The 25,122-nt window shown below is 50.3% G+C and carries 20 protein-coding genes; 14 read left to right on the top strand and 6 right to left on the bottom strand.

Annotation, left to right across the window (positions count from 1 at the left end; translation table 11 throughout):
• Positions 1 to 464: 464 nt before the first annotated feature.
• A complete protein-coding gene (locus tag B7992_RS01000; protein WP_088665392.1) occupies positions 465 to 2,099 on the top strand; it encodes a fumarate hydratase in 1,635 nt (544 codons plus the stop codon).
• Between the two features lie 143 nt (positions 2,100 to 2,242).
• Here the strand turns inward: B7992_RS01000 and B7992_RS00995 are convergent, their stop codons facing one another.
• The 3 genes from B7992_RS00995 to B7992_RS00985 form a co-directional block, all read right to left on the bottom strand.
• Positions 2,243 to 2,794 carry a pseudouridine synthase gene (locus B7992_RS00995; RefSeq protein WP_073157212.1) on the bottom strand — a complete coding sequence of 184 codons (552 nt, stop codon included), beginning with the start codon at positions 2,792 to 2,794 and terminating at the stop codon, positions 2,243 to 2,245.
• 84 nt (positions 2,795 to 2,878) lie between these two features.
• Positions 2,879 to 4,660: a polysaccharide lyase family 1 protein gene (locus tag B7992_RS00990; RefSeq protein ID WP_088665391.1), complete on the bottom strand. Its 1,782-nt coding sequence runs from the start codon at positions 4,658 to 4,660 to the stop codon at positions 2,879 to 2,881.
• Positions 4,661 to 4,951: 291 nt separating this feature from the next.
• The gene (locus tag B7992_RS00985) at positions 4,952 to 6,136 is read right to left on the bottom strand and encodes a TraB/GumN family protein (protein ID WP_073157417.1); all 1,185 of its coding nucleotides are present in this window, start codon (positions 6,134 to 6,136) and stop codon (positions 4,952 to 4,954) included.
• A gap of 114 nt (positions 6,137 to 6,250) precedes the next feature.
• On the opposite strand from B7992_RS00985, the gene B7992_RS00980 reads away from it, so the two are divergent.
• The 13 genes from B7992_RS00980 (at position 6,251) to B7992_RS00925 (ending at position 21,141) form a co-directional block, all read left to right on the top strand.
• Positions 6,251 to 6,865: a hypothetical protein gene (locus B7992_RS00980; protein WP_073157207.1), complete on the top strand. Its 615-nt coding sequence runs from the start codon at positions 6,251 to 6,253 to the stop codon at positions 6,863 to 6,865.
• Between the two features lie 359 nt (positions 6,866 to 7,224).
• Entirely contained in the window at positions 7,225 to 7,689 is a 465-nt protein-coding gene (locus B7992_RS00975; RefSeq protein ID WP_139258204.1) for a hypothetical protein, read from the top strand.
• Between the two features lie 88 nt (positions 7,690 to 7,777).
• Positions 7,778 to 8,446 carry a (d)CMP kinase gene (gene cmk, locus B7992_RS00970; RefSeq protein WP_073157203.1) on the top strand — a complete coding sequence of 223 codons (669 nt, stop codon included), beginning with the start codon at positions 7,778 to 7,780 and terminating at the stop codon, positions 8,444 to 8,446.
• A gap of 37 nt (positions 8,447 to 8,483) precedes the next feature.
• Positions 8,484 to 10,232 carry a 30S ribosomal protein S1 gene (gene rpsA / locus B7992_RS00965; RefSeq protein WP_073157201.1) on the top strand — a complete coding sequence of 583 codons (1,749 nt, stop codon included), beginning with the start codon at positions 8,484 to 8,486 and terminating at the stop codon, positions 10,230 to 10,232.
• A 463-nt stretch (positions 10,233 to 10,695) separates the two neighbouring features.
• On the top strand, positions 10,696 to 12,015 hold the full coding sequence (locus B7992_RS00960; protein WP_073157198.1) for a phosphopantothenate--cysteine ligase family flavoprotein: 1,320 nt from the start codon (positions 10,696 to 10,698) through the stop codon (positions 12,013 to 12,015).
• Between the two features lie 2 nt (positions 12,016 to 12,017).
• A complete protein-coding gene (locus B7992_RS00955; RefSeq protein WP_073235573.1) occupies positions 12,018 to 12,965 on the top strand; it encodes a hypothetical protein in 948 nt (315 codons plus the stop codon).
• Positions 12,966 to 13,073: 108 nt separating this feature from the next.
• On the top strand, positions 13,074 to 14,591 hold the full coding sequence (dnaB, locus tag B7992_RS00950) for a replicative DNA helicase (protein ID WP_083539636.1): 1,518 nt from the start codon (positions 13,074 to 13,076) through the stop codon (positions 14,589 to 14,591).
• A gap of 12 nt (positions 14,592 to 14,603) precedes the next feature.
• Positions 14,604 to 15,386 carry an ABC transporter permease gene (locus B7992_RS00945; protein ID WP_073157193.1) on the top strand — a complete coding sequence of 261 codons (783 nt, stop codon included), beginning with the start codon at positions 14,604 to 14,606 and terminating at the stop codon, positions 15,384 to 15,386.
• Between the two features lie 12 nt (positions 15,387 to 15,398).
• Positions 15,399 to 16,193, top strand: coding sequence for an ABC transporter ATP-binding protein (locus B7992_RS00940; RefSeq protein ID WP_073157190.1), 795 nt, complete (start codon positions 15,399 to 15,401; stop codon positions 16,191 to 16,193).
• Between the two features lie 66 nt (positions 16,194 to 16,259).
• Positions 16,260 to 17,564 carry a hypothetical protein gene (locus tag B7992_RS00935; RefSeq protein WP_073157188.1) on the top strand — a complete coding sequence of 435 codons (1,305 nt, stop codon included), beginning with the start codon at positions 16,260 to 16,262 and terminating at the stop codon, positions 17,562 to 17,564.
• 150 nt (positions 17,565 to 17,714) lie between these two features.
• Complete coding sequence (locus tag B7992_RS00930) at positions 17,715 to 18,935, top strand: hypothetical protein (protein ID WP_088665390.1); 1,221 nt, start codon at positions 17,715 to 17,717, stop codon at positions 18,933 to 18,935.
• 8 nt (positions 18,936 to 18,943) lie between these two features.
• Complete coding sequence (locus tag B7992_RS16245) at positions 18,944 to 19,504, top strand: hypothetical protein (RefSeq protein ID WP_139258202.1); 561 nt, start codon at positions 18,944 to 18,946, stop codon at positions 19,502 to 19,504.
• 95 nt (positions 19,505 to 19,599) lie between these two features.
• Positions 19,600 to 21,141 (top strand): nitrilase-related carbon-nitrogen hydrolase, encoded by a 1,542-nt coding sequence (locus B7992_RS00925; RefSeq protein ID WP_073157183.1) that lies wholly within the window; start codon positions 19,600 to 19,602, stop codon positions 21,139 to 21,141.
• On the opposite strand, the gene B7992_RS00920 is transcribed toward B7992_RS00925, so the two are convergent.
• The 3 genes from B7992_RS00920 to B7992_RS00910 all read right to left on the bottom strand — a co-directional run bounded on the left by B7992_RS00920 (position 21,138) and on the right by B7992_RS00910 (position 25,115).
• Entirely contained in the window at positions 21,138 to 21,779 is a 642-nt protein-coding gene (locus tag B7992_RS00920; protein WP_073157180.1) for a DedA family protein, read from the bottom strand. The genes B7992_RS00925 and B7992_RS00920 overlap by 4 nt on opposite strands.
• A 97-nt stretch (positions 21,780 to 21,876) precedes the next feature.
• Positions 21,877 to 23,493, bottom strand: coding sequence for a tol-pal system YbgF family protein (locus B7992_RS00915; RefSeq protein WP_073157177.1), 1,617 nt, complete (start codon positions 23,491 to 23,493; stop codon positions 21,877 to 21,879).
• A 56-nt stretch (positions 23,494 to 23,549) separates the two neighbouring features.
• Positions 23,550 to 25,115 carry a hypothetical protein gene (locus B7992_RS00910; protein WP_139259110.1) on the bottom strand — a complete coding sequence of 522 codons (1,566 nt, stop codon included), beginning with the start codon at positions 25,113 to 25,115 and terminating at the stop codon, positions 23,550 to 23,552.
• Positions 25,116 to 25,122: the final 7 nt, after the last annotated feature.

The following is a 25,122-nucleotide window of genomic DNA, read 5'->3' as shown; positions in this document are numbered from 1 at the left end:
TTATGAAAAAAAAGATACAAAAATACCTCAAAAACGTCACCAGACCATCAAATTTTACCTTTGGAGAGCGGCCTAACCGCATTTTGATGCTGTCGGCGACTGGCGGAGGCGGTTCAGATAAAAGTGATGAGTGGTGAGTGATGAGTGGTGAGTGATGAGTGATGTGCTGAGGGGGGGGGATCAGATATGAATAGCTTATAGTTTAAAGTTTAAAGTATAAAGAATAATGCTCGCGCCTCGTACCTCACACCTCACACCTCACAGCTGTTTCTTTTCGCTTTAATCTTTCCGCTTTCCGCTAATATTATGTAATTTTTCCCATGTAACTTTAACCCTACGGGTAATTACGAGTTATGAATTATAAAGTATGAATTATGAGAGGAATAATCGCAGCTGCGCTGCCTGGTTAAATCTTGTAATTCGTAATTCGTAATTTGTAATTGCCGAATTCATGAGGCATATTTATGGCATTCAAGTACGAAGCAACCGTACAGCACACCGGTGACACCACCGAATACGTCAACTTGGGCAAGGAAGGCGTTGACCTCGCCGAATTCGAAGGCAAGAAGATCCTGAAGGTTTCCAAGGAAGCCCTCACCAAGATCGCTCAGGCCGCATTTGAAGAAGTCAGCTTCCGTCTCCGTCCAGCTCACACCCAGAAGGTGGCAAAGATCCTCCAGGATCCCGAAGCATCCGACAACGACAAGTTTGTTGCTCTCACCCTCCTGAAGAATGCCTGCGTTGCTGCCAAGGGCGTGCTCCCGTTCTGCCAGGATACCGGTACCGCTATCTGCGTCGCCCACAAGGGTCAGCAGGTCTGGACTGGCTGCGATGATTTCGAAGCCATCTCCGAAGGTATCTACAATGCCTATACTACCAAGAATCTCCGCTACAGCCAGATCGCTCCTCTGACCATGTACGAAGAAAAGAATACCGCTTGCAACCTGCCTGCCCAGATCGACATCCATGCCGAAGAAGGCGCAGACATGAAGTTCCTCTTCGTTGCCAAGGGCGGTGGCTCTGCCAACAAGACTTACTACTGGCCCATGACCAAGGCTCTCCTCACCCCGAAGAACCTTGAAAAGTTCATCTCCGAAAAGGTGAAGACTCTCGGTACCGCTGCTTGCCCGCCGTACCACCTGGCCATCGTTATCGGCGGTACCTCTGCCGAAATGAATACCCACACCGTTAAGCTGGCTAGCTGCGGTTACTATGATGATCTTCCGACCACCGGTTCCGAAGGCGGCCGTATGTTCCGCGACGTGGAAATGGAAGAAAAGGTTCTCCACATCTGTCAGAAGACTGGCATCGGTGCTCAGTTCGGCGGTAAGTATCTCGTTCACGACGTTCGCGTGATCCGCTGCCCGCGTCACGCTGCTAGCTGCCCGGTTTCCATCGGCGTTAGCTGCTCTGCAGACCGTAACATCAAGGCAAAGATCGACGAAAACGGTCTGTGGCTCGAAAAGATGGAACACAATCCGGAACAGTACCTGCCGAAGGGTGAAGCTCCCATCGCAGCAGCTGTGGAAATCGATCTCGACCGCCCCATGAAGGATGTCTGCGCTGAACTGACCAAGTACCCGGTTGCAACTCGCCTGAACCTGAAGGGCACCATGATCGTGGCTCGCGACATGGCTCACGCCAAGATCGCAGAAATCCTGGACAAGCAGGAAGCCGGTCAGGAACTTTCCGACATCGAAAAGAAGGTTCTGGAAGTTGTTTCCAACCACCCGATTTACTACGCCGGTCCGGCTAAGACTCCGGAAGGTATGCCCACTGGTTCCTTCGGTCCTACTACTGCAGGCCGTATGGACCCGTACGTCATGCGCTTCCAGAGCAAGGGCCACTCCATGATCATGGTGGCTAAGGGCAACCGTTCTCAGGACGTTACCGACGCTTGCCAGAAGTTCGGCGGCTTCTACCTGGGCTCCATCGGTGGTCCGGCAGCAATCCTCGCTGAACAGAACATTCTGTCCAACGACATTGTGGCCTTCCCGGAACTGGGCATGGAAGCAATCCGCAAGATCACTATCAAGGACTTCCCCGCCTTTATCTTGGTCGACGATAAGGGTAATGATTTCTTTAAGGGTCTGCTGTAATTGACGACGCGCGAAAGCGCGGTGTCATCCCGAGCGAAGTCGAGGGACCTAGCATAAAAACAACCCGTCGGAAAAATCCGGCGGGGTGTTTTTTTAGAGTGTCATTGCGAGCCGAAGGCGTGGCAATCTTTTAGAAGGCAAACTTAAATCACTTTCTCGGTCACAACCCGCCATTCGCCGGGCTGCAAATCTGCCAGGGGAATGTTTCCGATTTTTACGCGGACCAGACGTAGGGTAGGGAAGCCCACTGCGGCGGTCATGTGACGGACTTGACGGTTTTTTCCTTCAATGAGAGTCAGCTCTACCCAGCTAGTGGGAATGTTGGCGCGGAAACGGACCGGCGGATTGCGGTCCCAGATCCAGTCTGGTGCTGGCACGATGCGGGCCTTGCAGGGCTTGGTATGATACCCCTTGATGTCTACTCCGGCGGCGAGGCGTCGCACGGCTTCTTCGGTAATTTGTCCGTCAACTTGCGCGAGATAAGTGCGAGGATGTTCGAACTTGGGGTCCAGAAGTTTCTTGATGAGCTTGCCGTTATCGGTCAGCAACAAGGCGCCTTCGCTGTCATGATCCAGGCGGCCAGCAGCGTACACTCCGGGCGGAAAGCCGAAGGTGTCCAGAGCGGGGTGACCCGACTCCGGCGTGAACTGGCTTAATACGCCAAAAGGCTTGTTGAACAGGATGACGGTAGACATTGACTCAAATATAAAAAAGCTGAACTCATAAAAGAAAAAACTCCGTTCGATTCTGAACGGAGCTTTTTTATTGGTGGAAGAATTCTAACGAATGGAGATAATGTGGTTAACGCGATTTATACGGACCATGTATCTTCCAGAATTGGGAATGTCGGTTACGATCCGTTCGCTGTTAATCATGCCGGCTTTTAGTGGGCGGCCTTGCATATCGAAGATGGCGAATGACTTGCCCTTGGCGCCTTCGATGGTGACGGCGTGACCATTTGCAGTGATGGTGTGTTTGAAGTTTGTGGTGGCTGCGATGGCCTGGGTTTGACTTTCTGCGGAACTGCTAGTCGGTTCTGCATCCTGCTCGCTGCTGGAGAAATCTTTGACGGGCTCGCTGCTGGATGAATCTTCTTTGGTTACGCTGCTGGAACTTTCCGGATTCTTGTTGTTTTCGTCTTTTCCGTTTTCGTCGGTCTTGCCGCTTTCTGTTCCTGCAGTAACGGTGATTGTTCCGCTCTTCGTTGCGGTGGAGTTGCCGCCTGTGGTGGTGATGGTGTACTTGTAACTACCTGCGGCTGCGTTTGCAGAAACGGTTCCCGAAATGTAGAAGTCGGAACCCTTCAATGTTCCGCTGACGCCCTCGGGCAATCCGGTGACGGTTGCGCCGGTGGCGCCTGCAATGGTGTAGTAGAATTCATCGATGGCGCTGCCGGCGGCGACGGTCTGGCTGGAGTTGCCTGAGCCGTGTTTTGTAAGGCTTGCTTCGCCAGAGACGGCTACGGAACTGCTGGAGATGTCATTGCGGGAGCTGGAAGAGTTGGTGGCGGTGGTTGAAGAACTGATTTGAACTTCGGAGGATGAACTTGCCGGAGTGACGGTTCCGCTGCTTCCTGGGTTAGGCAAGGTGGCACCTGCATACTGTTTAATGGAATCGCGGAGGGCGTAAGCTTTGGCTTGGGTACTTACGTCCGTAAGGCTCATGGAATAGCTGGGTTTGAATGCGGTGCCGGTGCCAGCTTGCTTCTTCTTCACGTTTTCTTCATAGTTGTTGATCATTTGGGCTGCTGTGATGGTGCCGTCGCTGGTGTACAAGTCTAGAGCCTTCTGTACGTTCAAGAACACGTTGTTTTCGATGCGAATGTCGGCTTCAACAGCGGCGCGAACGCAGTAGCTGGCGTCCTTGCTATCGAACAGGTTGTTGGCTACGTGGACCTTGCCGAAGCGTACGCGAGGCATGCGTTCCACAACGCCGTCTGCCCACCAAGTGTGATGGAAGGTGACGTTGAGATGGCCTCGGTCTGAAGTTTTTGTCTTGCTGTTGCCAATGAGGTTGCTGAACTGATGGCCTGTACTCTTGTTAGTATAGCTGAACTTGGTCCAGGAAATGGTCACGTAGTCAGAAGCGTTGGTGATGTCCAGGTTGCCGTCGTGACCGTCATAAATGTCGACGTGGTCAATCCAGACGTTCTTGGATTCGTGATTCACCTGGAGGCAATCTTCGTCGTCATCGTCGTGGGCGCCGATGCCCTGGAATTTCAGGTTGCGGATAATGACGTTCTTGGATCCGCTAAGCTTCATGGCGCTGCCGGTGGTGGGTTGGGTGATGACTGCGCCCTGGTAACCGTAGATGGTTACGTTGCTACCCACGTTGATGGGGCCTGCGTAAGTACCCGGCTTTACATAGATAATCTTGTTTCCCGCCTTGGCGTAATTGGCCAATTCACTGGTGGTGCTGACGGTAACTTCGCCGTAGCCCTTGCCGCCGGTGGTGCCGCCGTTCTGGGTGGCGAAACCGGTCATAGGAAAGTCCGGAGAAGTAATTGCCGTTGCGACGGTGGCGAGGCCAAAGGCCATTGCTGTGAAAATTTTGGAATTCATACCCACATCCCTTTTTTATAACACCTTGATTTTGAGACAATCGTTTTTACTTAAAGTTTAATGTTCTCAAAATCTTTCTCATAATTTAATCCTGGAATTAAGGCGTGTCAATAGGGGATAGTGAATATTTGTTTAAATTTTACACAAAATTCAAACAAATATTTTGAAAGTTTAATTTTGTGTTCTCAAAATTTGTTGAATACCGTGTTTTTGAACGTTCCTGTATAACAGAAAAGCCCCCGTGCTTGCGGAGGCTTCTAAAAAATGAGATTCGGCCTGAATTTGTTTTTTTTACAGAGCCTGGTAAATATTGAAAATTGCCAGGATCTTGCCCACGATAGCGGGGAGGCCCGGGCACAGGAAGCAGAGGATCACTCGGGTCACACGGTTCTTCCACCAGCGCTTGACCTGCCAGATGTCGTCGGTAAGGGTTTCCATTTCGGCCACGCGGGGCGGACGCATGTAGACCTGGGTAAGGGCGGTAAAGAATCCAACGCCAATGAGGGGCGTAAGGCCTGTGAAGGGGGCTGTTATCAGGGCCACCAAAATGGTCAGAGGGTGACCTCCGGCGATAATGGTTCCCAGCATGGCTCCACCGCCGGTCAGCATGGCCCACTGGAGGCTCAGTTCTCCAGCCTTGGCGGCTCCGGCGTGAATACCCACGGCGATAATGCTTGCAATGATGGCGATGGGAATGGCCCAGCCGATAATTTTCCAGATGGGTGCGCTCTTGGGGATGACACTGATGGATTCTTCGCTGGGGAGTTCCTTGTCTTCTTCGATGATGCTTGCGATGCCGCGCATATGGCCTGCGCCGACTACAGCGACAATCTTGTTGCCGGGGGCGTTCTTGATCTTGCTGGCCAGGAACTGGTCGCGTTCGTCGATGAGGACCTGCTTCACTTCGGGGAAGGACTTGCCGAATTCCTGCATCATTCCGTTCAGGGCGTCCTGTTCCTTGATCTTTGCCAGTTCCTCTTCGCTGACTTCGGTCTTGTCGAAAATGCTGGCGAAAAGACCGCCCAAAAGGCTGAGCTTGCGATACCAGGGGGTGCAGGCCCAGGTGCGGCGGAGGGTAATCTTGATGTCGCGGTCTGCCAAGACCAGCTCGTGTCCGGCGTTTTCGGCCACGTCAACGGCTTCTTTCAGTTCGGAGCCGGGCTTGACGCCAGTCTGTGCGCCCATGCGCTTCTGATAGGAGCCCAGCACCAGGTTGGCGATAAGGGTGCCTAATTGCTTGTTCTTGATGACCTGTCGCAGGTCCATCGTTTTCCAGCGGTCGGGGTCCTTGATAGACTTGAGACGGCCGTCATCCAGTTCAACGCAGACGGTATCCGGTTTTTCGGCCTCGATGGTCTCGCGGACGAGGTCCTTGGAGGCCTGGGAAATGTGGGCTGTGCCGATAAGGATGATTTCCCTGGGGGTGCCTTGGGTGTTTTCCTTGTTTATACGGTAGATGTCTGCGCTTTCTGTCATGGTGAATGCCAATGTAGCAAAGAGATGCGTAAAAATTTTTTTGAAATTTGCAAATATTTCGTAAAAGTGTGTATATTTAGGCGGGATTTTTAAATTTTTTCGGAGGAATGTCCTATGAAAAAAATTCTGGTGTGCTTTGCAGCTTTGGCTGCTATGGTTCTGTCTGCCTGTAGCGGAACTAAGGCTGACGATCCTGAAGCCTTGGATAACGCACTGGTTGCATTTACTTCTTGTGTGCAGGGTTCCCGTTGGCAGGAAGCTCTGGAGTATGTGACTCCGGATGAAGCCGATGCTATCGCAACCTCTGACGGCTACGAATTTAAGGAAGACTACAAGGTCGCCGCACGTCGTCTGCCCCTTTCCACCCTCCGCCGCGCCGGTCTGGAAGTGGACTCCAAGGGTCGTCTGGTAGGTATCAAGGATGCCATGGACGAAGCCAACGAACGTAACGTCATGTCTGCAGAACAGGCCAAGGTCGGTACCAACTTGAAGCAGATGGAAGACGAACGCATCAAGCGCCGCCTCGAACAGGGTCAGAAGATTATGCAGGAAGAAGAAGAAGCTGCTAATCAGGAACAGGAAGAAATTGTCTATTCCAACAAGCTGACTGAAGAAGAAAAGCGCAAGTACGGTAGCACCCGCGATCTGCAGGCTCCCGAGGAATTCTCTGACGAGAATACCCAGGCCGCTGAAGAACAAATCTACAACGGCGACTACGACAATCCGTAATTGGAATGCAACGAATTTAAGAAGCGGGCTTCGGCTCGCTTTTTTTTATGAGTGGCAGATGGCGGGTTTACTAACTAAATAGGGGTGGAGGCCGATTTGGTTAGTAAAAATGTGAAAAATCACAGGGTGCTTTGGAGTGGAGGTGGTATCGCTACTGACCAAATGGACAGTAAGATGGCTTTGGGTTAGTAAAGATCCTTGGAAATGGGGAAAGGGAAGTGTGGATAAATTAATTTTTTACTAACCATTTGGCTTTTTTAGGATGGATTGGTTCGTAGGGTGTAATGGAACTACCTTCCAGATGCGCGAAAAAATGAGTTTTGGTTAGTAAAAAAGGCGTGGGGTATGCCTGTGGTTTGATGAACTTTCTATTTTATCGGATGATGAAAGTCAAACTGTTTAAAACACTTGTTTGCCCGTTGGCGCTGTTGACCCTGCTCCTGGTGGGGTGTGGTGACTTGACTGCGGGGGACCCGGCGGCAAACGGATATCAGTTCAACAAGAGCTTTTACTATTACTATTCCGAGACCTGCAGGTACGATGCCATTGGCGCCTATGACTGCGGCCGCCTGGAATCCATCAGCCCTTCGTTCAAGGTGAGGCTCCGGATCGATTCCGATGATTTTGCAACCTTGAATCTGGATGGGACGTACTACTATTATATGCCTAGTGAATATGGCCGCGGTTACGACGATGACTTTGGCGGTTATTACAGTTTTTATGAGGATGAAGACCGCCTTGATGTCTATAAGAGCGGGGAATTGATGGCATATTGGGGCGATGATGGCTATGTCACGTTCTATTATTATGATTTGCCGTACTAAAAGGACGTTTTATTCCCTTTTTTTTATAGATCGGTTAGCGGGCTCTACTTGAAGCCCCTTTTTATTTTTTCTAAATTACGCGCCACTCATGAGTACATCCGAAAACTTTGTTATTGCACTTGATGGTGGCAGCGGTACCGGTAAGAGCACCACTGCAAAGCTGATTGCCAAGAAGCTGGGCATTACCTACCTGGATACAGGGGCTATGTACCGCGCTGTGACTTTCGCCGCCCTCGAGAAGGGACTTCCTGCCGAGGAAGGTCCTGCCATGGATGAACTCCTCAAGAATTTAAAGCTTAGCTTTGACTCCGAAAACCACATCCTCATCGACGGCGTGTCTTACGAATCCGACATCCGCGGTATGCGCGTTTCTTCTAACGTGAGCATCTACTGCGCCCTGCCGTCTGTCCGCCGCGCCATGACCGACAAGCAGCGCGAGATCGGTGCCGTTTCCAGTTGCATCCTGGATGGCCGCGACATCGGTACCGTGGTTTTCCCCAATGCCAAGTACAAGTTTTTCCTCGTCACCGACGTGAAGGTTCGCGCCGAACGACGCCTCAAGGAACTCCTTGAACGCGGAGAAAAGGTGACCTATGAGGAAGTTCTGGAGAACCTGGTCGAACGTGACCGTCTGGATTCCTCTAGAGCTACGGCCCCTCTCAAGAAGGCCGACGACGCTATTGAAATTGACACTACACAAACCTCAATTGAACAACAGGTTCAAAAAATTCTCGACTACGTAGGTGTAGTGGCGTAGCTTGAATTTTTTTAACCGCAACCAAAAACAAACTAATATGGCAAACACAATCAAATTCGGTTCTCAGGCTGACCTCGACGAAATCCTTGCTGCACAGGCTTCTTGCACTGCTGACTTCCGCAAGGCTAACGCTGACATCTACGCTGGTATGGACTGCCTCGAACAGGGCAAGCTCGTTACCGGTAAGATCTCTCAGGTCAACGATCAGGAAGTTCTCATCGACGTGAACTACAAGTCCGAAGGCGTTATCGAACGCGGTGAATTCAAGGACTCTGACTCCCTGGAAATCGGTTCTGAAATTGAAGTTTTCGTAGAAAAGCTTGAAGATGAAGACGGCCGTCTCATTCTCTCCAAGCAGAAGGCTGACTTCGTTCGCGTATGGGATCGCATCCATGCTGCATTCGAAAACAACGAAGTTGTCAAGGGTACCCTCACCAAGCGCATCAAGGGCGGCGTTGTTGTCGACCTGTTCGGTATCGATGCATTCCTCCCGGGTTCCCAGATCGATCTCCGCCAGATTCCGGACATCAATGCCCTCATCGGTCAGGACTTCGACCTCAAGGTTATCAAGGTTAACAAGGCTCGTCGTAACATCGTCGTTTCTCGCCGTGTTGTTCTCGAAGAAGAACGCAACAAGCAGCGTGGCGACGTTCTCGAAACCCTCGAAAAGAATCAGGTTCGCAAGGGTATCGTCAAGAACATCACCGACTTCGGTGCATTCATTGACCTCGGCGGCGTAGATGGCCTCCTCCACATCACCGACATGAGCTACAAGCGCATCAACCACCCCACCGAAATGGTCCAGCTCGGCCAGGAAGTGGAAGTCATGGTGCTCGACTTCAACGACAAGAAGGAACGTATCTCTCTCGGCATGAAGCAGCTTAAGCCGCATCCCTGGAAGGATATCGCTGAACGTTACCCCGAAGGCGCTATCGTTAAGGGTAAGGTTGTTTCCATCACCGATTACGGTGCATTCATTGAACTGGATTCCGGCGTTGAAGGCCTCATCCACGTTTCTGAAATGTCCTGGACTCAGCACGTCAAGCACCCGTCCAAGATCCTCACCGTTGGTCAGGAAGTCGAAGCTGTCGTTCTCAAGGTTGAAGAAGATGCAGAACGTATCTCTCTCGGCATGAAGCAGCTGGAATCCGATCCGTGGGATACCATCGAAACCGAACTTCCCCCGGGCGCACGCGTGGTTGGTGAAATCCGCAACATCGCTTCCTTCGGCGCATTCGTCGAAATCAAGGAAGGTGTTGATGGCCTCATCCACGTTTCTGACATGTCCTGGACCAAGAAGATCACCCATCCGAACGAAATGGTCAAGAAGGGTGACAAGGTCGAATGCGTCGTTCTCGCTGTCGATAAGGAAAAGCGCCGCATTTCTCTGTCCATGAAGCACCTCACCGAAGATCCGTGGGATTCCATCGATGCTTCTTATCCGGTTAACGCAGAAGTGAACGGCAAGATCGTTCGCATGCTGGACCGCGGTGTTGTTGTTGAACTGGGCGAAGGCATCGAAGGCTTCATCCCCGTTTCCAAGCTGACTGCTGAATACATCAAGGTTCCTGCCGATGCATTCAAGGTTGGTGACGAAGTTCCGGCTGTTGTTACTGAAATCGATCAGAACAACCGCAAGATTTACCTCTCTGTTGTCGACTACTTCAAGAGCCGTGAATCTGCTGAACTGAAGGCTTGGATGGACTCTCATAAGCCGGGCGAAAACGGCACCACTATCGGTGACGCTGCTCCCAAGGCTAAGAAGTCCGCTAAGAAGGAAGCTTAATAGCGAAGGGCTGTGAGGTATGAGGTCGCAAGCCTTCGGCTTGCTTTGAGGTGACTCAAGACTCATGCCTCATTTCTCAAAACACATAGCTCTTGAGGAATCCCGTGGTTAACGCCGCGGGGTTTCTTTTTTTGATTTGGTGAAAATTTGGACTCCAATTGCGGGAAAAATTATGGTTTGGAGTCCATTTATTTACGTTGTTTGTATATGCGAGAGTGCGATTAAGGTCAATATGGACTCCATTTAGCGTATTTGGGGAAATTTGGAGCCCATCTGTTAGAAAAATTAATGGGGATAATTGACTTTTTGCGTTAATTTGTTCTAAATTATAGACTCCAAATAAACATGATCGCTCGGTTTGGAGCCCATTTATGCCCGAAACGGTCCTTTTGCATTTAAATTCGACCTGATGTTGTTAGATTTTCTGCAGGATTTAAGTTTTAATTTTTCTACAATTTAGGACATGGATTTAGCTGGAAAGAAAATTCTACTTGGTGTTTCTGGCGGGATTGCCGCCTACAAGTCCTGCGAACTTTTGCGACTGTTGCAAAAGAAGGGGGCCGAGGTGCGCGTCTGCATGACGGAGGCTGCAACTCAGTTTGTGGCGCCCCTGACGTTTGCTAGCCTTTCCAAGTGTCCCGTGTATTTGAAGAACGGGGCGGTGGAGGCTCGTCCTTTCCAGCATATTGATTTCCCCCGATGGGCCGACATCTACCTGGTGGTCCCCGCCACGGCCAATGTAATCGGTAAGTTCGCCTACGGCATTGCCGATGATCCTGTAAGCCTTTGCTTTATGAGTTGCACTTGCGAACGTTTTGTGGCGCCTGCCATGAATGTGGCTATGTATAATTCGCCGGCGGTCAAGCGCAATCTGGAAACACTTCGTCATTTTGAAAATACCTGTGTGCTGGAAAGTCCCGCTGGCTTTTTGGCCTGCGGCGAAGTGGGGCAGGGAAGGCTTCTGGAACCCGCGCAGATTGTGGATTTTTTGGAGGCGAGAGAGGAACGTCGAACGGAGTGCGAAAAGTCTGTGGCCCAACTGCAGGTTTCTGACGCTCAGAAGTTCCTTGAGGAGTCTGCCAAACTTGACTTACCTGGTGCCTGTAACCTGTCGCCTGAAGTCTCGACTCGCCGAGTTCTGATTACTGCCGGTCGAACCGAAGAAGCTATCGATCCGGTCCGTTATATTTCTAATCGCAGCAGCGGAAAGACTGCTGTCGCCTTGTCTGCGGTGTTCCTGGCAAATGGTTTTGACGTAGAAGTTGTGGCCGGTCCCATGGAAGCTGAATTCCCCGGTGGCGTCAAGGTGACCCGAGTCAAGAGCGCTTGTGAAATGCATGACGCGGTTCTTGCCCGCCAGCCCCACGTAGATGCCCTTGTCCATTGTGCGGCCGTGGCTGATTACCGCCCAGCCAATCCGGCTAACGAAAAAATCAAGGATAGCCGCAGTCAGCTGGTTATCGAACTGGTTCCCAATCCCAACATCTTGCGGGACTGTTCCGCTGCCCGAAAGCAGGGACAGGTGATTGTCGGTTTCGCCCTGGAAACAGATCATTTTAAGGAACATGCTGCCGAAAAATTCCAGAAGTCCGGAGCCGATGCTCTCCTCCTGAATGCGCCTGTGGCTTCGGATAGCGGCTTCGGAAAGGATAACGTGCGCTTTGCCCTGGTGGAGCACGACAAGCCTATTCCGGAACTTTCCATGGGCAGCAAGGTTTCCCTGGCAGAGACCATCGTCAATTTCTGTATGTCCCGTCTGACCCAAAATCGAGTTGAGGGGTAAGCATGTCTGAAGAATACAATTTTAGCGCTCTACGCAATTATCTGGCCGCCCAGATTGACCTGGGTGATGCGGACTTGCTGATGGATGAACCTTGGGCTCCCGTGAAGAAGGCTGTTGCCCGTCCTGCAGGCCGTAACCTGCCGCCGATTCCCAGACCCCAGGCCGCCCCAGCCCCCGCAGCGGCTCCCCGTCCGGTTCCCAGGAACTTGCCGCCTACATTCCCCAATGCAAGGCCCGCTTCTCAGGAATCCATGGAAGACTCTTCGGAAGGCTTGTCTATTCCAAATATGCCCATTCCCGACAATACCGGACTTACGGGCAGTTTCTTTGGGGATATTCCTGCAGCCCCTGCACAGGCTGCTGTTCCCGCTCCGGCACCTCGCACCGTCAAGAGAGCCGCTTCCGCTTACGAATCAGTGCTGAGCCTGAACGACTTTTACGAAGCTATCAAGTCCGAGGCCTTGTACGCCAAGGAACCGCAGGTCTTGCGTTATGCCGGACCTGCCAATCCCAAGTTGCTGTTCCTTTTGCAGGCTGCCAAGCAGGGCGAAACTACTGAGAATTTCTTGACCACTCCTGTGGGTGAAATGCTTGGACGCCTTTTTGTTAGCCTAGGCTATGATGTCGCGGATATCGGCATCACGTACTTCTTCAAGTCTACGGATCGCCCCCTGGCCCCCCTATTGGACGCGGCCCTCAAGAAAATGTTGGCCAAGGAAGTTTCCTTTATCAAGCCTGAAATCATGGTCACCTTTGGTCAGCCCCTGTTCTACAAGGTCATGGGCAAGAACAAGAATTTTGACGAATTGGCTGGTACCGCCCAGGACTTCGAAGGGGTAAGAACCGTAAGCCTGGTGGACCCCTACGCCATGGTGAACGATAAGCAGATGAAATGGCTCACCTGGAAAATTCACATTCCCCGCAGTGGTTTGTTCAAGGCAAAAGTCTAGGAATTGCATTGCGATCCTTTCAAAAAAACACCGTTTTGATACGATGAATAACGGCTCCCTGAAAATGGGAGCCTTTTCAAATTTTATATTTCAAAATGGAAAATTATTATGTCAGAATTTGATAACGAACAGAACTTCCCTGAGCCGGAATTCGATCAGGGCTATTCGGAACCGAACTACAGCGAACCGGAATATACGCCGAAGAAGCGTGGCTCCGATTCTGGAAAGTTTGAAGGCCGTCAGGTCCCTATGGACCTGGATGCGGAACGTTGCCTGCTGGGCAGCATCTTGCGCGATCCTGAAGTGATGGGCGAAGCCATCATGATTATTAAAGATGAAGGGTACTTCTACCTGGAAAAACATCAGCTGATATGGACCGCCTTGTGTACGTTAAATCGTAACGTTACCCCTATTGACCTGGTGACCTTGGCTTCTGAACTGGAAACCATGGGCAAGCTGTCTTTGGTGGGCGGTCGTGAGTATCTGTTCGATTTGATGGAATCGGTGGCGTCTTCGGCAAACGCTTCCTGGCATATGGAGCTGCTCCGCAAGAAGGCTTCTTTGCGTAAACTCATCGATATGAGTTCCACCATTATCAGGAATGCCATGGATCCGGCTGCCGCTCCCGACGAGGTGCTGCAAGATGCCGAACGCGATATGTTTGCCATCGCCGATGACCAGGTCCGCGATTCCCTGAAGCCTATTAACCAGTTCATGACGCCTCTCCTGGAACGTCTGAATAACCGTAAGGATGGCATTACCGGCATTCGAACCGGCATTACCGAACTGGATGAACTGACCAACGGTCTACAGAAGTCCGACTTGATTATTCTGGCAGCCCGTCCTGGTGTGGGTAAGACCTCTTTCGCCATGACCATTGCCGCAAACGCCGCCATCAAGTTCAATCAGAACGTGGCCTTCTTCAGCCTAGAAATGGATGGTGTGCAGTTGGCTCAGCGTCTACTGAGCTCCCAGGCTGGCATCGACCAGAGCCGCCTTCGTAACGGCCACTTGACCAACGACGAAAAGCGCCAGCTTATTGCCGCTGTGACTCCCATTAGCCAGGCTCCTTTGTACGTGGACGACAATGCTGACCTTGGCATTATGGAACTGATGAGTAAGGCCCGCCAGCTCAAGCGCAAGAACAAGCTGGATCTCTTGATTATCGACTACTTGCAGTTGATGAAGACCGGCAAGGAAGAAAACCGTGCCGTGGCTATCGGCGCCATTTCCCGTGGTCTTAAAATCCTGGCCAAGGAAATGCAGGTGCCCGTGATTGCTTTGGCCCAGCTCTCCCGTAAGGTGGAAGAAAAGGGTCGCGAACGTCCTCAGCTTTCTGACCTTCGTGAATCAGGTTCTATCGAACAGGATGCCGACATGGTGTGGTTCGTGGAACGTAAGTTCGTGCAGACCCATAAGGAAGAAGACCGCAATCAGGCGGAACTAATTGTGGCCAAGCATCGTAACGGTTCCGTTAAGGATATCAGGATGACTTTCATTCCCGAATATACCACCTTCTACGATGCCGCACCCGATGATATGGGTGAAGGTGGTGATGGTGGAGCCTACGTCTATGATGATGGTGGCGATATGGGGGGCGGCGCTCCCGACTTTGCGGACTTTTAAGGAGAATTTCTGATGCCTTTGCTCCTTCGTCCTTTTGCCTGGATTGGCGAAATCATCGTAACCGGTATTTCCAATATCGGTGAGGTTGTCTGCATTCTGTTGAATACGCTGAAGCAGCTCCGTTACATCCACAAGAATCCTGACCTTATTGCGAAGCAGATGATTTCCATTGGCGTATCGTCTCTTCCGTTGTTGTTTGTGACCTCTCTATTTACGGGCATGGTGGCTACGGTTTGTGCAAAGTTCGAATTCCACAATTTGGTGGCCGATAAGTTTGTCGGTACTGCGGCCTGTAAGATGGTGCTTATCGAACTGGGCCCCCTGCTTACTGCTATTGTGCTTTCTGGCCGTGTAGGTAGCGCCATTGCCGCAGAACTGGGTTCCATGAAAGAAAAGGAAGAACTGGCGGCGTACACCGTGCTCGGACTGGAACCGTACCGTTACCTGGCGTTGCCTCGCTTTGTGGCCTTCTTTACCATGATTCCCTGTCTGACCATTATTTCTAATGCCCTGGCCATTATCGGTGGTTGGATTGTTTGCGTGTTGGGTCTGGATATTACGACTTACACCTATGTGACGGGTATGCAGTACTTGTTCGATCCTATGGATCTTTGGTCTGGTGTGTTGAAGTCCTTTGTTTTTGGAACCCTCATCTTCTTGTTGGGTTACTACCATGGCGTTAATGCCAAGGCCGGCGCCCGAGGTGTGGGTCTTGCGACCATGAGCGTTGTTGTGTCCAGTTGCCTTATGATCTTGATTGCTGACTTTGTCCTGGATGCATTCCTATTCTTCTAGAGCAGGTAGATTATGCCCAATGTGAAGATTGACCCGAACGATATCGCTATCCGCCTGAAGGGCCTTAAGAAGTCCTTCGGACCTCAGGACGTGCTTTGCGATGTGAACCTGGATATCCGCCGTGGCGAGACCATGGTGATCATCGGTAAGTCCGGTGGTGGTAAGTCTGTGATTCTGAAGCACATGATCGGTCTGTTGCAGCCCGATGGTGGTGAAGTGACTGTGGACGGTGTGACTATCAGTACGCCTAAATTTTTTGATACCCATACCATTCGTCGCAAGATGGGCATGCTGTTCCAGATGGGCGCCTTGTTCGACTCCATGGATACCGGTGAGAACATTGCCTTCGCTCTTCGCGAACATCATCCGGAACTGTCTGAAAAACAGATTCAGGATGTGGTGACCGAAAAACTTCAGATGATCAACCTGGTACCGGAATTCCGAACCAAGATGCCTTCTGAACTTTCTGGCGGTATGCGCAAGCGTGTTGCCCTGGCCCGCGCCATTGCCCTGAATCCCGAAATCTTGCTGTACGATGAACCCACAACCGGTCTGGACCCCATTACCAGCGACGTGATTAACGACTTGATCCTGGATATGCAGAGCAAGCTTGGTGTGACCTCCGTGGTGGTGACCCATGACATGGTGAGCGCCTTCAAGGTGGCTGACCGAATCGCCATGCTTTACAATGGACGTATCATTGAAGTGGGTACGGTAGACGAAATAAAGAACACCAGTAACCCATATGTGCACCAATTTATTACGGGACAGCGTAAAATCTCTGTAGAAGAGGATCATCAGGGGTAAAAACACCCTTTAACCTGTAACGTTTTGACTTAGAATAATGTATTTTTAGAGGAAAGAGGTTTATTTATGAACAAGAAGATTATTGCTGGACTTATGTCTGCTGCTGCAGTAGGTACCTTCTGGGCTTGCGGTAGCGGTAATATCTATGAAGCTGATTCTGATGATCAGGTTATTTCCGCAACCTTTGTTAGCCCCTCTAAGACCGATGCCGAAAACGACTCGATGGTTGTTTCTGGCCTTATCAAGGTCTCCAAGGAAAAGTGCCAGGCAGACCCGGAATGCGCTGCAGCCTATGTGCCTTACCTTAGCGGTCAGGAAGTTGTTGCTCCCGCATCTTCCGCTAGCGAAGTTCCCAATAATGGCAATCAGCCTCTGGTAGACGTTTCCTCTTCTTCCCGTGTGATTGGTGGCAACCCTGTATCTTCCGCCACTATCAATACCGGAACTGATCCTGTCGCCAGCTCTACCTCTGGTGGTGGTAGCACTATAACTGGTCTGGGTACCTGTGCCGAATCAACTGGCAAGACCTCCATTACCAAGGGTGAATCTGTTCGATTCAAGGTGACTCCTAATGGTGCTGCCCTGCCTGATCCTATGGCTATTGTTAGCGCCACTTATGAATGGCACTATAACAGTGGTACTCCCGATGGTTCCGGCGACGGCAAGAAGACTAGTGATAACATCACCTTTACCGAGTCCGGTGACGCAGACGTTTCCGTGACCATTTATGCAGGTGGAGAATCTGAAACTATTCCTTGCCCGCTGCATATTAATGGTGACCCCATCACTGGTTGCGAATGTACCACACCAGAAAAAACTGTTGACTATACTGTTTCTCCGGAAGTGGCTTGGACTGCAGGCGGTTGTATTTCTGCTGGTCATACCCTCAGCTACTACTGGGATGATGCTGAAGGTACTACAACCTTTGCCAAGACTTTTGCTGAAGCTCAGCCGGGTTTTGCTCCCAAGCTTGTGGTCAAGAGCGACGACAATTCCCTGGTTGAAGTGACTTGCCCCGCAGTGAAGACTACCAAGGGCGCTGAATACGAACTTGTGTTTACCGATACTTTTGTTGAAAAGGAAGATATCACTGTTCCTAATGAGGCTTGCATTGTTGTGAAGGGAACCTGGAATCAGGGACATAATCCTCCGCTGAAGATGCTTTGCGACATTGTTAATGCTGAAGCTAGTTGCTCCATGACTTTAACTTATGGCACGGAAACTGAAACTAAGACTGGTTCATACTCCTTAAGCAACGTGACCTTGGAAATGACACCTGCTCTTACTCAGGGGGAATATTCTGCTCCGAGTATGGTTTGCGTAAACTTTACTGGTGGTTCTGCAGCTAAGTGCAAGTTGGGCATGTACTAATTTTAGATAAATTGGTTTTAAAAAGACCGGCTCCTCTGGAGTCGGTCTTTTTATATCCGGTTAGACGTTTTCTATTGCTTTTGTAATTATATTTTAACTATAGAAGTAGAAAACCCCGCTGTATAGAATTGACTAAAACCAGGAGGGTCCATGTCTAGAAGTTTTGTAGCTTTGCCGATTGTATTGGCCGTATGGGGATGTTCTGATTTTACGGAAGATCTTTCTGACGGAAATTATCAGAAAAATTTTGTCAGTTCCCTGGATGAACTGACGTCTCATTCTTGTACGTCCAAGAACGAGGGGGAAATCATTATCATGAGTAATCCTGACAAGGTTTCCTTTTCGTACCAGTGTGAAGATGGAAAATGGGTTGGCGATGAGGGCGATGAAGTCGCTGTGAAAAAGTCTAGCGATTCCAAGGCGTCTTCCAGTAGCAAGGCCAAATCATCCAATTCGGCTAAGGAGGAATCTTCTTCGTCTGTATTGTCTATCGACGATATCAGTTCTTCTTCTAGGGTTGTATTAAATGGAATGAGTGAGCCTGCCTTGGGCGTCTGTGCCCCTGTTGATGGCAGTACCACCATTGGTAAGGGAACTTCTGTTGCTTTCAAGTTTACGGCAGACGGTTCCCTGATTGAAGATCCGGCTCTTTTGACTACGGCGACTTACGAATGGGATTATGGTGATTTTGAAATTTCCGAAGATTCCGAAAATGGAAGAACTAGCAGTAAGGTCCTCTTTAGTTCCGGTGGAGATCATAAGATTCATGTGATCGTTTCTATCGGCGATAAGGTGCAGACTGTAGCATGTCCCGTTCATGTGAACGGTGTGCCGATTTCTGGATGCTCATGTAATTCTGATGCTAAAGTGGTGAACTATCAAGAAACTCCCGAAGTGACTTGGTCTGTTTCGGGTTGCAGAACCGAGGCGGCTTCCCTGACTTATGCCTGGGATGGCAGGCCGGCTGGCGATGATGTCAGCTATACCAAGACTTTTAATGAACCTCGGGCTAGTTATGCTCCCGTGCTGACGGTCAACAATTCCGACAATACCCAGATGGAAGTACTGTGTCCTGGCGTGAAGGTGACTGAAGGTGCTGAGTATCAGATGGATGGACATGAAAGGGTGGAGTTTCCGGCGGGAGATTTTAGCGTGCTTATGACGGCGCCGAAAGAACGTTGTGCCGATAGTTTTGGAGCCGATTTTTACTGTAGCTTCGAAGGCGGAGACTATTCTATCATGGTCGTAGATGGCGAGGAATACGAAGTTTCGTATTTTCATTCGGTGGATTTGCCTTGTGATAAAGCCACGGGGGATTATAGTCTTTCGCTTCGGCTGAGTGCTCCTGCTTTGTGTAGTTTGATGATGTGAGGGGTTGCATGAAGTGGCGGTATGGAATAGCGGCTGTTTCCGTGGTGCTGGGGGCTTGTTCTGAAACGACCCTTAAGGCGGACGAGTTTGAGGAATATTCCTGCCAGACGGAAAGTTCTTCATCTGAAGAGGAGCCTTTAAGCAGCTCCGTTTCGGAACTTGTCTTTGTCCGCTCTTCTTCCAGCCTGCAGGATAATTTAACCAGTAGTTCCGCTGAATTTTCTAGCAGTAGTTCTAATATTGAAATCCCGATAGAATCCTCGGCTGCAGTTTCGTCTAGTTCCCATTCGGTGTTCCGCATTACAGGTTGCCTATGCGAGGCTGCCGCCACTGAGGTGGATTTTGAGACGAATCCCTCTGCCTCATGGTCGGTAAGCGGTTGTGAATCTGACGCCTCTATAGAACACTATGAGTGGGGCGATTTGTCTAGTAAGGGCCCCTTGGCTCTATATTACTTCTCCTATGTTGGGGAGTCTGTGGCGCCTAGGGTTGTCGTATATGATAGCGATATGAATTATGTTATTGTCAGCTGTCCTGAAGTCCGAGCTGTAAATAAGGATGGTTTGTAGGCGTTATCCTAAACTTCGTTAAAAATACATTTTTCTTACTTTTTATTACATTCGTAGTTATATTAGAGGATGTGTAAAGGGTTGAGGTGTTTTAAATGAAGTTTATCCAGAGTTTCCTGAAACGTTTTACGTCATACGTTGGAGAATATGGCAAGTCAAATCTACCGTTGCTGCTGCTGGTGGTGGGCTGCGTGTTTATGTTCTTGCCCTCGATGTTCCCGGACTTTAAGGTTTTGTATGTCCTGGGTGTCTGGATCTGGCCGTTCTGCTTTCTGTACTATTGCCGTCTGAGTGAACATCGCTTTAGCCAGGCCATTCTCTATATATTCTTGGCCGTGGGCCTGTGTGTCCGTTTTTATGGGGTTCTTGGTGTGGGGCTTGAAAAAGAGTGCCTGGTATTTACGGCTTTGCAGGCTTGTCTTTTTTGGGTTCCTTTTGCATGGGACGTTCGCTATTGTGTTAAGGAGGCTCCCTTTGTCAATACGCTGGTTTTCCCCACGGTATACGGTACCTTGAACCTTGTTTTTTCGGCTTGCGATCTTATTCCCCTGAACAACTTATCCTATGCCCAGTACGACAATAGGGCCATATTCCAGGTTTTGTCTGTTGTGGGGGAATTCGGACTTACCTTTCTTATAACTTTTGTGGGTTCCGTAGCCGTATACGTGATTATGCATTGGAACCGTGATGGTGCCAAACGTATAGGACTTGGCATGTTGCTAGCCTTGGTGGCCATGCATGCCTGGGGCATTTTCCAGATGGCTCATGATGAATCGTCTGATACGGTGCGAATTGCCCAGGCAATTGGGCCTAAAGTCGATCAACGCAAGGATGGTAGCTGGGAAACCTTGAGTTACGAACGTTATCTCCGTAGCTTTAACACGCTTGCAGAATCGGCTTACCGTGAACGTGCGCAGATGTTGGTTTTTAGCGAGGAGGCCTTTGCCGTTGCAGATTCGAGTGAGGGTGATTTTATTGCCAATGCCTCGGAGTATGCCCGTAAATTCAATATGCCCATCTTGCTGTCCCTAGGTGTCTATGATACGGATAACAGCCGAGAAGGGCTCTTCCAGAACAAGGTTGTACTGATAAATAACCAGGGAAAGATTTTATACGAGTATAACAAGCATAAACCTGTTCCCCTGGTAGAATCCTTTAATCTGGATGTGGGGCGTGAAAAGCTACCTGCGGTCCCTCTGGAAATAGGGGGGAAGGCCCATATTGTTTCTTTTGCCATTTGTTACGACGGCAATTTCTCGGATTTTCTTAGACCCCTGGATCCCAAGGTTCAGTTACTCTTTATTCCGTCATGGGCTTGGGATGGTATAAATGATTTTCATTACAGATCCTTGGCGGTTCGCGCGGTGGAACACGGTGTGAATCTGGTTGTGACTTCCTATGATGGCGTTTCGCTTGTCAGCGACGAGTACGGCCGAGAGGTCAATCGGAGACCGTTTAAGGATGTGGGATACGATAGGCTATTTATCTCTGACGTTCCTACGTCTGCCCATGAAACAGTGTATGCCAAAAACGGCGGATTTTTGAACTACGTCTACTTGATTCTATCGTTGATGTTCATTGGGCTTGGTGCCCGACGTACTAAGGATGGAAGTATCGAGGAACAGGCTGGTGCCTAGTCCTGCTTGTTGTCGCCCTTTTTCTTGTTGGGCTTGACAGCGTTCCAGACCATATAACCGATAAATAGAACGCCAAAGGCGAGAAGTGCAATTCCCAACTCGGAGTTGTACTTTTCGATGATATCCTTCTGACCGTGAGCCAAGTAGCCAAGGAAGGCCAGCACGCAGTTCCAGATGGTTGCGCCCAGGAATGTGAAAATGGCGAAGGGCAGAACCTTCATGCCGGCGATGCCTGCGGGAATGGAAATCAGCTGACGGATCACGGTGATGAGACGGCCGACAAAAGTGGAAATGACGCCGTGTTCACGGAAATAATCTTCGGCTTTCTGAACCTTCTGAACGTCCAGAAGCAGGAAGTGGCCCAGGCGGCTGTCTGCGAATTTGTAGATAATGGGACGGCCCAGGAACTTTGCCAGATAATAGTTGATGAATGCGCCGATCATGGCGCCGATGCTTGCGAAGAGCACGATCAGTACGATGTTCAGACCGGAATCGGGCTGGAGAGCCTTATAGGCTGCAGGGGGAACTACCAATTCAGACGGGAACGGGATGAAAGAACTTTCTACGGCCATGAGGAGGGTGATTGTGCCGTAGTTCAGGTGGGCGTTGTACCAGTCGATAATCAAGTTGTAAATCATGGTGGGCAAATATAGAAAAGCAAACTGTCTAGATTATGACAATAAGAAAAAGCGCAGCCATAAGGACTGCGCTTTTAAATTCTTTAGAACAAGTTAATTACTTCTTTTTCTTGCCCTTGGCTTTCTTGGAAGCTTTCTTGTCTTTCTTGGCTTTCTTATCCTTCTTGTCCTTCTTGCCACTCTTCTTGGACTTGGACGGTGCCGGTTCTTCTTCTTCTTCCTGTTCGACAACTTCCTGTTCCGGTTCGGCCTCAGGTGTGGTGTCGTAGGTTTCGCCAGTCTGGTATTCGATCACAGAAGATTCGCCAGAAGCTCTCTTGATGGCTTCCTTTGCTTCGTTGACGTATCTGCCGTCGGGGAAACGCTTCAGGTAGATTTCGTAGTCCTTGACGCGGTTGCCTGCCTTAACCAGTTCGAAGATTCCGGTTTCGGCTTCGTCGCGGAAGGCTCCGTTGGGATTGTCATTCAAGTAGGCGAGGAATGCCTTGAAGGTGTTCTGTGCCTGGATGACGCGGAACTTGTCGTATTCGCTGAGAGAGCGAAGCTTGGCTTCAACTTCTGCACGGCGCGGAGAGTCCGGATAGTATTCGATGAACATCTGCAGCATTTCGGGGTCGTTGCTAGCCATGACCTGATCGAAACGGCCGTCTTCCTGGCGTACCTGGTATTCCTTAAGTTCAACCTTGCTGGAGTCCATGGTGGCGTAGAGCTGTTCCTTGGTGGCCAGGTCTGCAGGGTGGCAGAAGGCCAGGTAGCTTTCGAGCACGTCGGTGAACTGAGTACGAGTAAATGCTTCGCTCATGTCGGGCAGGTTGCCGTCATCGTCGAGGTAGAAGCGGTAGTCGCGTTCAATGGCCATGCAGTCCCAGTCAGACAGGGTGTCCTTGACTTCGCTGTTCTGACGGAGTACGTCGTCGCGGTCATGGAGCTTGAAGCGCATCTGGCGGTCACGGCGGCTTTCGCGGCCGAAGTCCAGAGAAATTTCCAGGCCGACGCGTACAGGCCATTTGTACTCAACCTTGGTCATGGTCAGGTCGGAGTAGGGAGACGGGCTTGCACTTGCATCCTTGGTACGGGCTGTAATGTCTTCGTAGGGCATGAATTCCTTGCGGACATTCAGGCCGATCTTCAGGTCCACGTCCTTGAACACTTCGGTGATGCGGTATTCCAAAGCGCCAGAGACAAAGGCCGTATTGAGAATTTCGGTGTGGGTTTCGGTGTTGCCCAGATAGTCGTCATAGAACGAGAAGAAGTGGAAGCCGAAGCCGCCGAGAACGCGGAGGTCCAGGTCGCCGACCAGGTTTACGGAGAAACCGGCGAGGAAGGACGGAGCGTAAGTCATGAAAGACAGTTCGCGGTCGTTCTGTTCGCCCTTGCGCTTGCCACCATTCACTTCATCGGGAACGGTGTATTCGGGACTATCTTCGATGGTACCGAACTGGATGGAGTTGACTTCCACACCCAGCCAGATAGTAAAGGGAATATCGGCCTTCCAGAAGGGGGTGATGAGGGGAGACCAGAGTGCACCGGCAGAGATGGGCACTGTCATGACTTCAGCATCGATACCTTCGTCTAGGATGCCGTTTTCACCCTTAAAGTTCAGGAAAGCGGGCTCACCCTGCACATAGAGCTGGGTACGCCAGTTGGAACGTTCAAAGTCTGCGGCCTGTGAGGCGGCAGCGATAAAAGACAAAATTGCAAATATTTTACGCATCAGTGTAAATCTAATTTTTTATTACAGTTGTCGTGGGGCGATTTTGAGGATAATGGCTAAAAAGTGAGTAAAAAACCTACTCCAAACATTAATATCCCAGTTCCAATTAGGGATCCGCCGACAGTTAACTTGCGGTCGCCCTTCTTGACCAGGTCATGGTTCTTGTTCACCTGGGCCTGGTAATGGCTGCCATTTAACGTCGAGGGAATGTTTAACTGGTCTTTGATGTGGCGGGCATCGTCGTAATCCTGGTTGGCGAGATAGGATAGAAGTGCTCCTGCCAGCAGGGGGGCGATGGACGAACCCATCAGGACCTTGCCTATGAAGTTCTTTTTCTGTTCCTTGACCCATGCATTCTGGATTTCCATTTCAACGGGGGTTGTAATGGGTTGCAGGGTGACATTTACACTGGTCGGGTCTGTGGGACTGGCATAGAAAGAAACAAGTGTGTCCTTGAATCCCTCTTTACGAATTTGAATAAATGAACTGCCGATGTCGTTTAGGTCGAATTTGTTGGGGGACTTTCCAATGGCGTGTGAGGTGGGGGAAATGGGTGAGGATCCTGCGTAAATGTAGGCCCCTTCGGGAATGGTGAATACGCGAAGTTCCGGTTTGACCTTCTTTAGCTTTACAGAAAGTTTTGTGGTGTCATAGGGAATCGGTTTGATGGTCTTCTTTGCGCCCCAGATTTGGCTATTGACTTTCCAGTAGGCGTAGATATCAACTTTTTCGGTGTCCTGGAGGGCGAATGTGCAGGGTGTCTTACAGATGTCGTCCTTGCCGGGGATGGTAATTGTGGCACCTTCCGGTTCCGATTCCAACTTGACGTAGCTGACGTTTCTTTTCTTGGTGGGGAGCGGTTCTCCCTTGAGTTGTTTGATGAAGTTGGAAAGTTTGTTGTCGGTAATGGCGTCGCCTAAACCATTGAAAACAGAGAGGTTTGCGGTTGCGGTAAGGGGCTTTGCCGTTGAATCGGTCAAGTCGAGATGTGTCATGTAGAGTGTCAGGGAATCCTGGCTTGCGCCGGCAGAGATGCTCCCCTGGTATACGGAGGCTGCTCCGTAGAGTGCCAGCGAATCCTTGATGCAGGCGGAACTTCTGCAGTAACCGAATTGAGTCCTGTTGGCGACGACAAGGGGTGTTCCTGATTCCTTGATCAGCTGGAGTAATATTGGAGAAAGCTGTGCATCGAGAGCTGAATCAATGGATCTTTTTTCTAGGGCTACAAAGATGTGCTTTCCTGCCACGGAGTCCAGGAAGGTGGGCTGTCTTTGTTCTTCGGATTGTTCGGTGGATGCCTCGGTAGATTGTTCCGGGAGTGCTTCCTGGGAAGAATCTGCCTGGGTGGCTGTGGTGTCTGCGACTTGTTGGGCTTTGGGATTCAATAAGTCATTGCCCTGTTCGTCAACAATGCTCTTGAATCGGTTCTTGGCAATCTTGATAATGGTAAACTGTCCCTTGATGTTTCCGCCAAGGAGGACTGAATCCTGTTGGATGCCGATAAACTGGGCGTATTGAGTGACGCCAGAAACCAGGTCAACCTTGGCTCTAACGCCGTGATCCTCGGCAGCGAACAGGAACGTGATGCCTGCAGTCAATAATAGAAGAAGAATTTTTTTCATAGAAATG

The organism is Fibrobacter sp. UWH1, from assembly GCF_002210365.1.
GTDB lineage: Bacteria > Fibrobacterota > Fibrobacteria > Fibrobacterales > Fibrobacteraceae > Fibrobacter.
The sequence above is the reverse complement of the archived record's forward strand: the minus strand, read 5'-3'. Positions and strand labels throughout refer to the sequence as shown.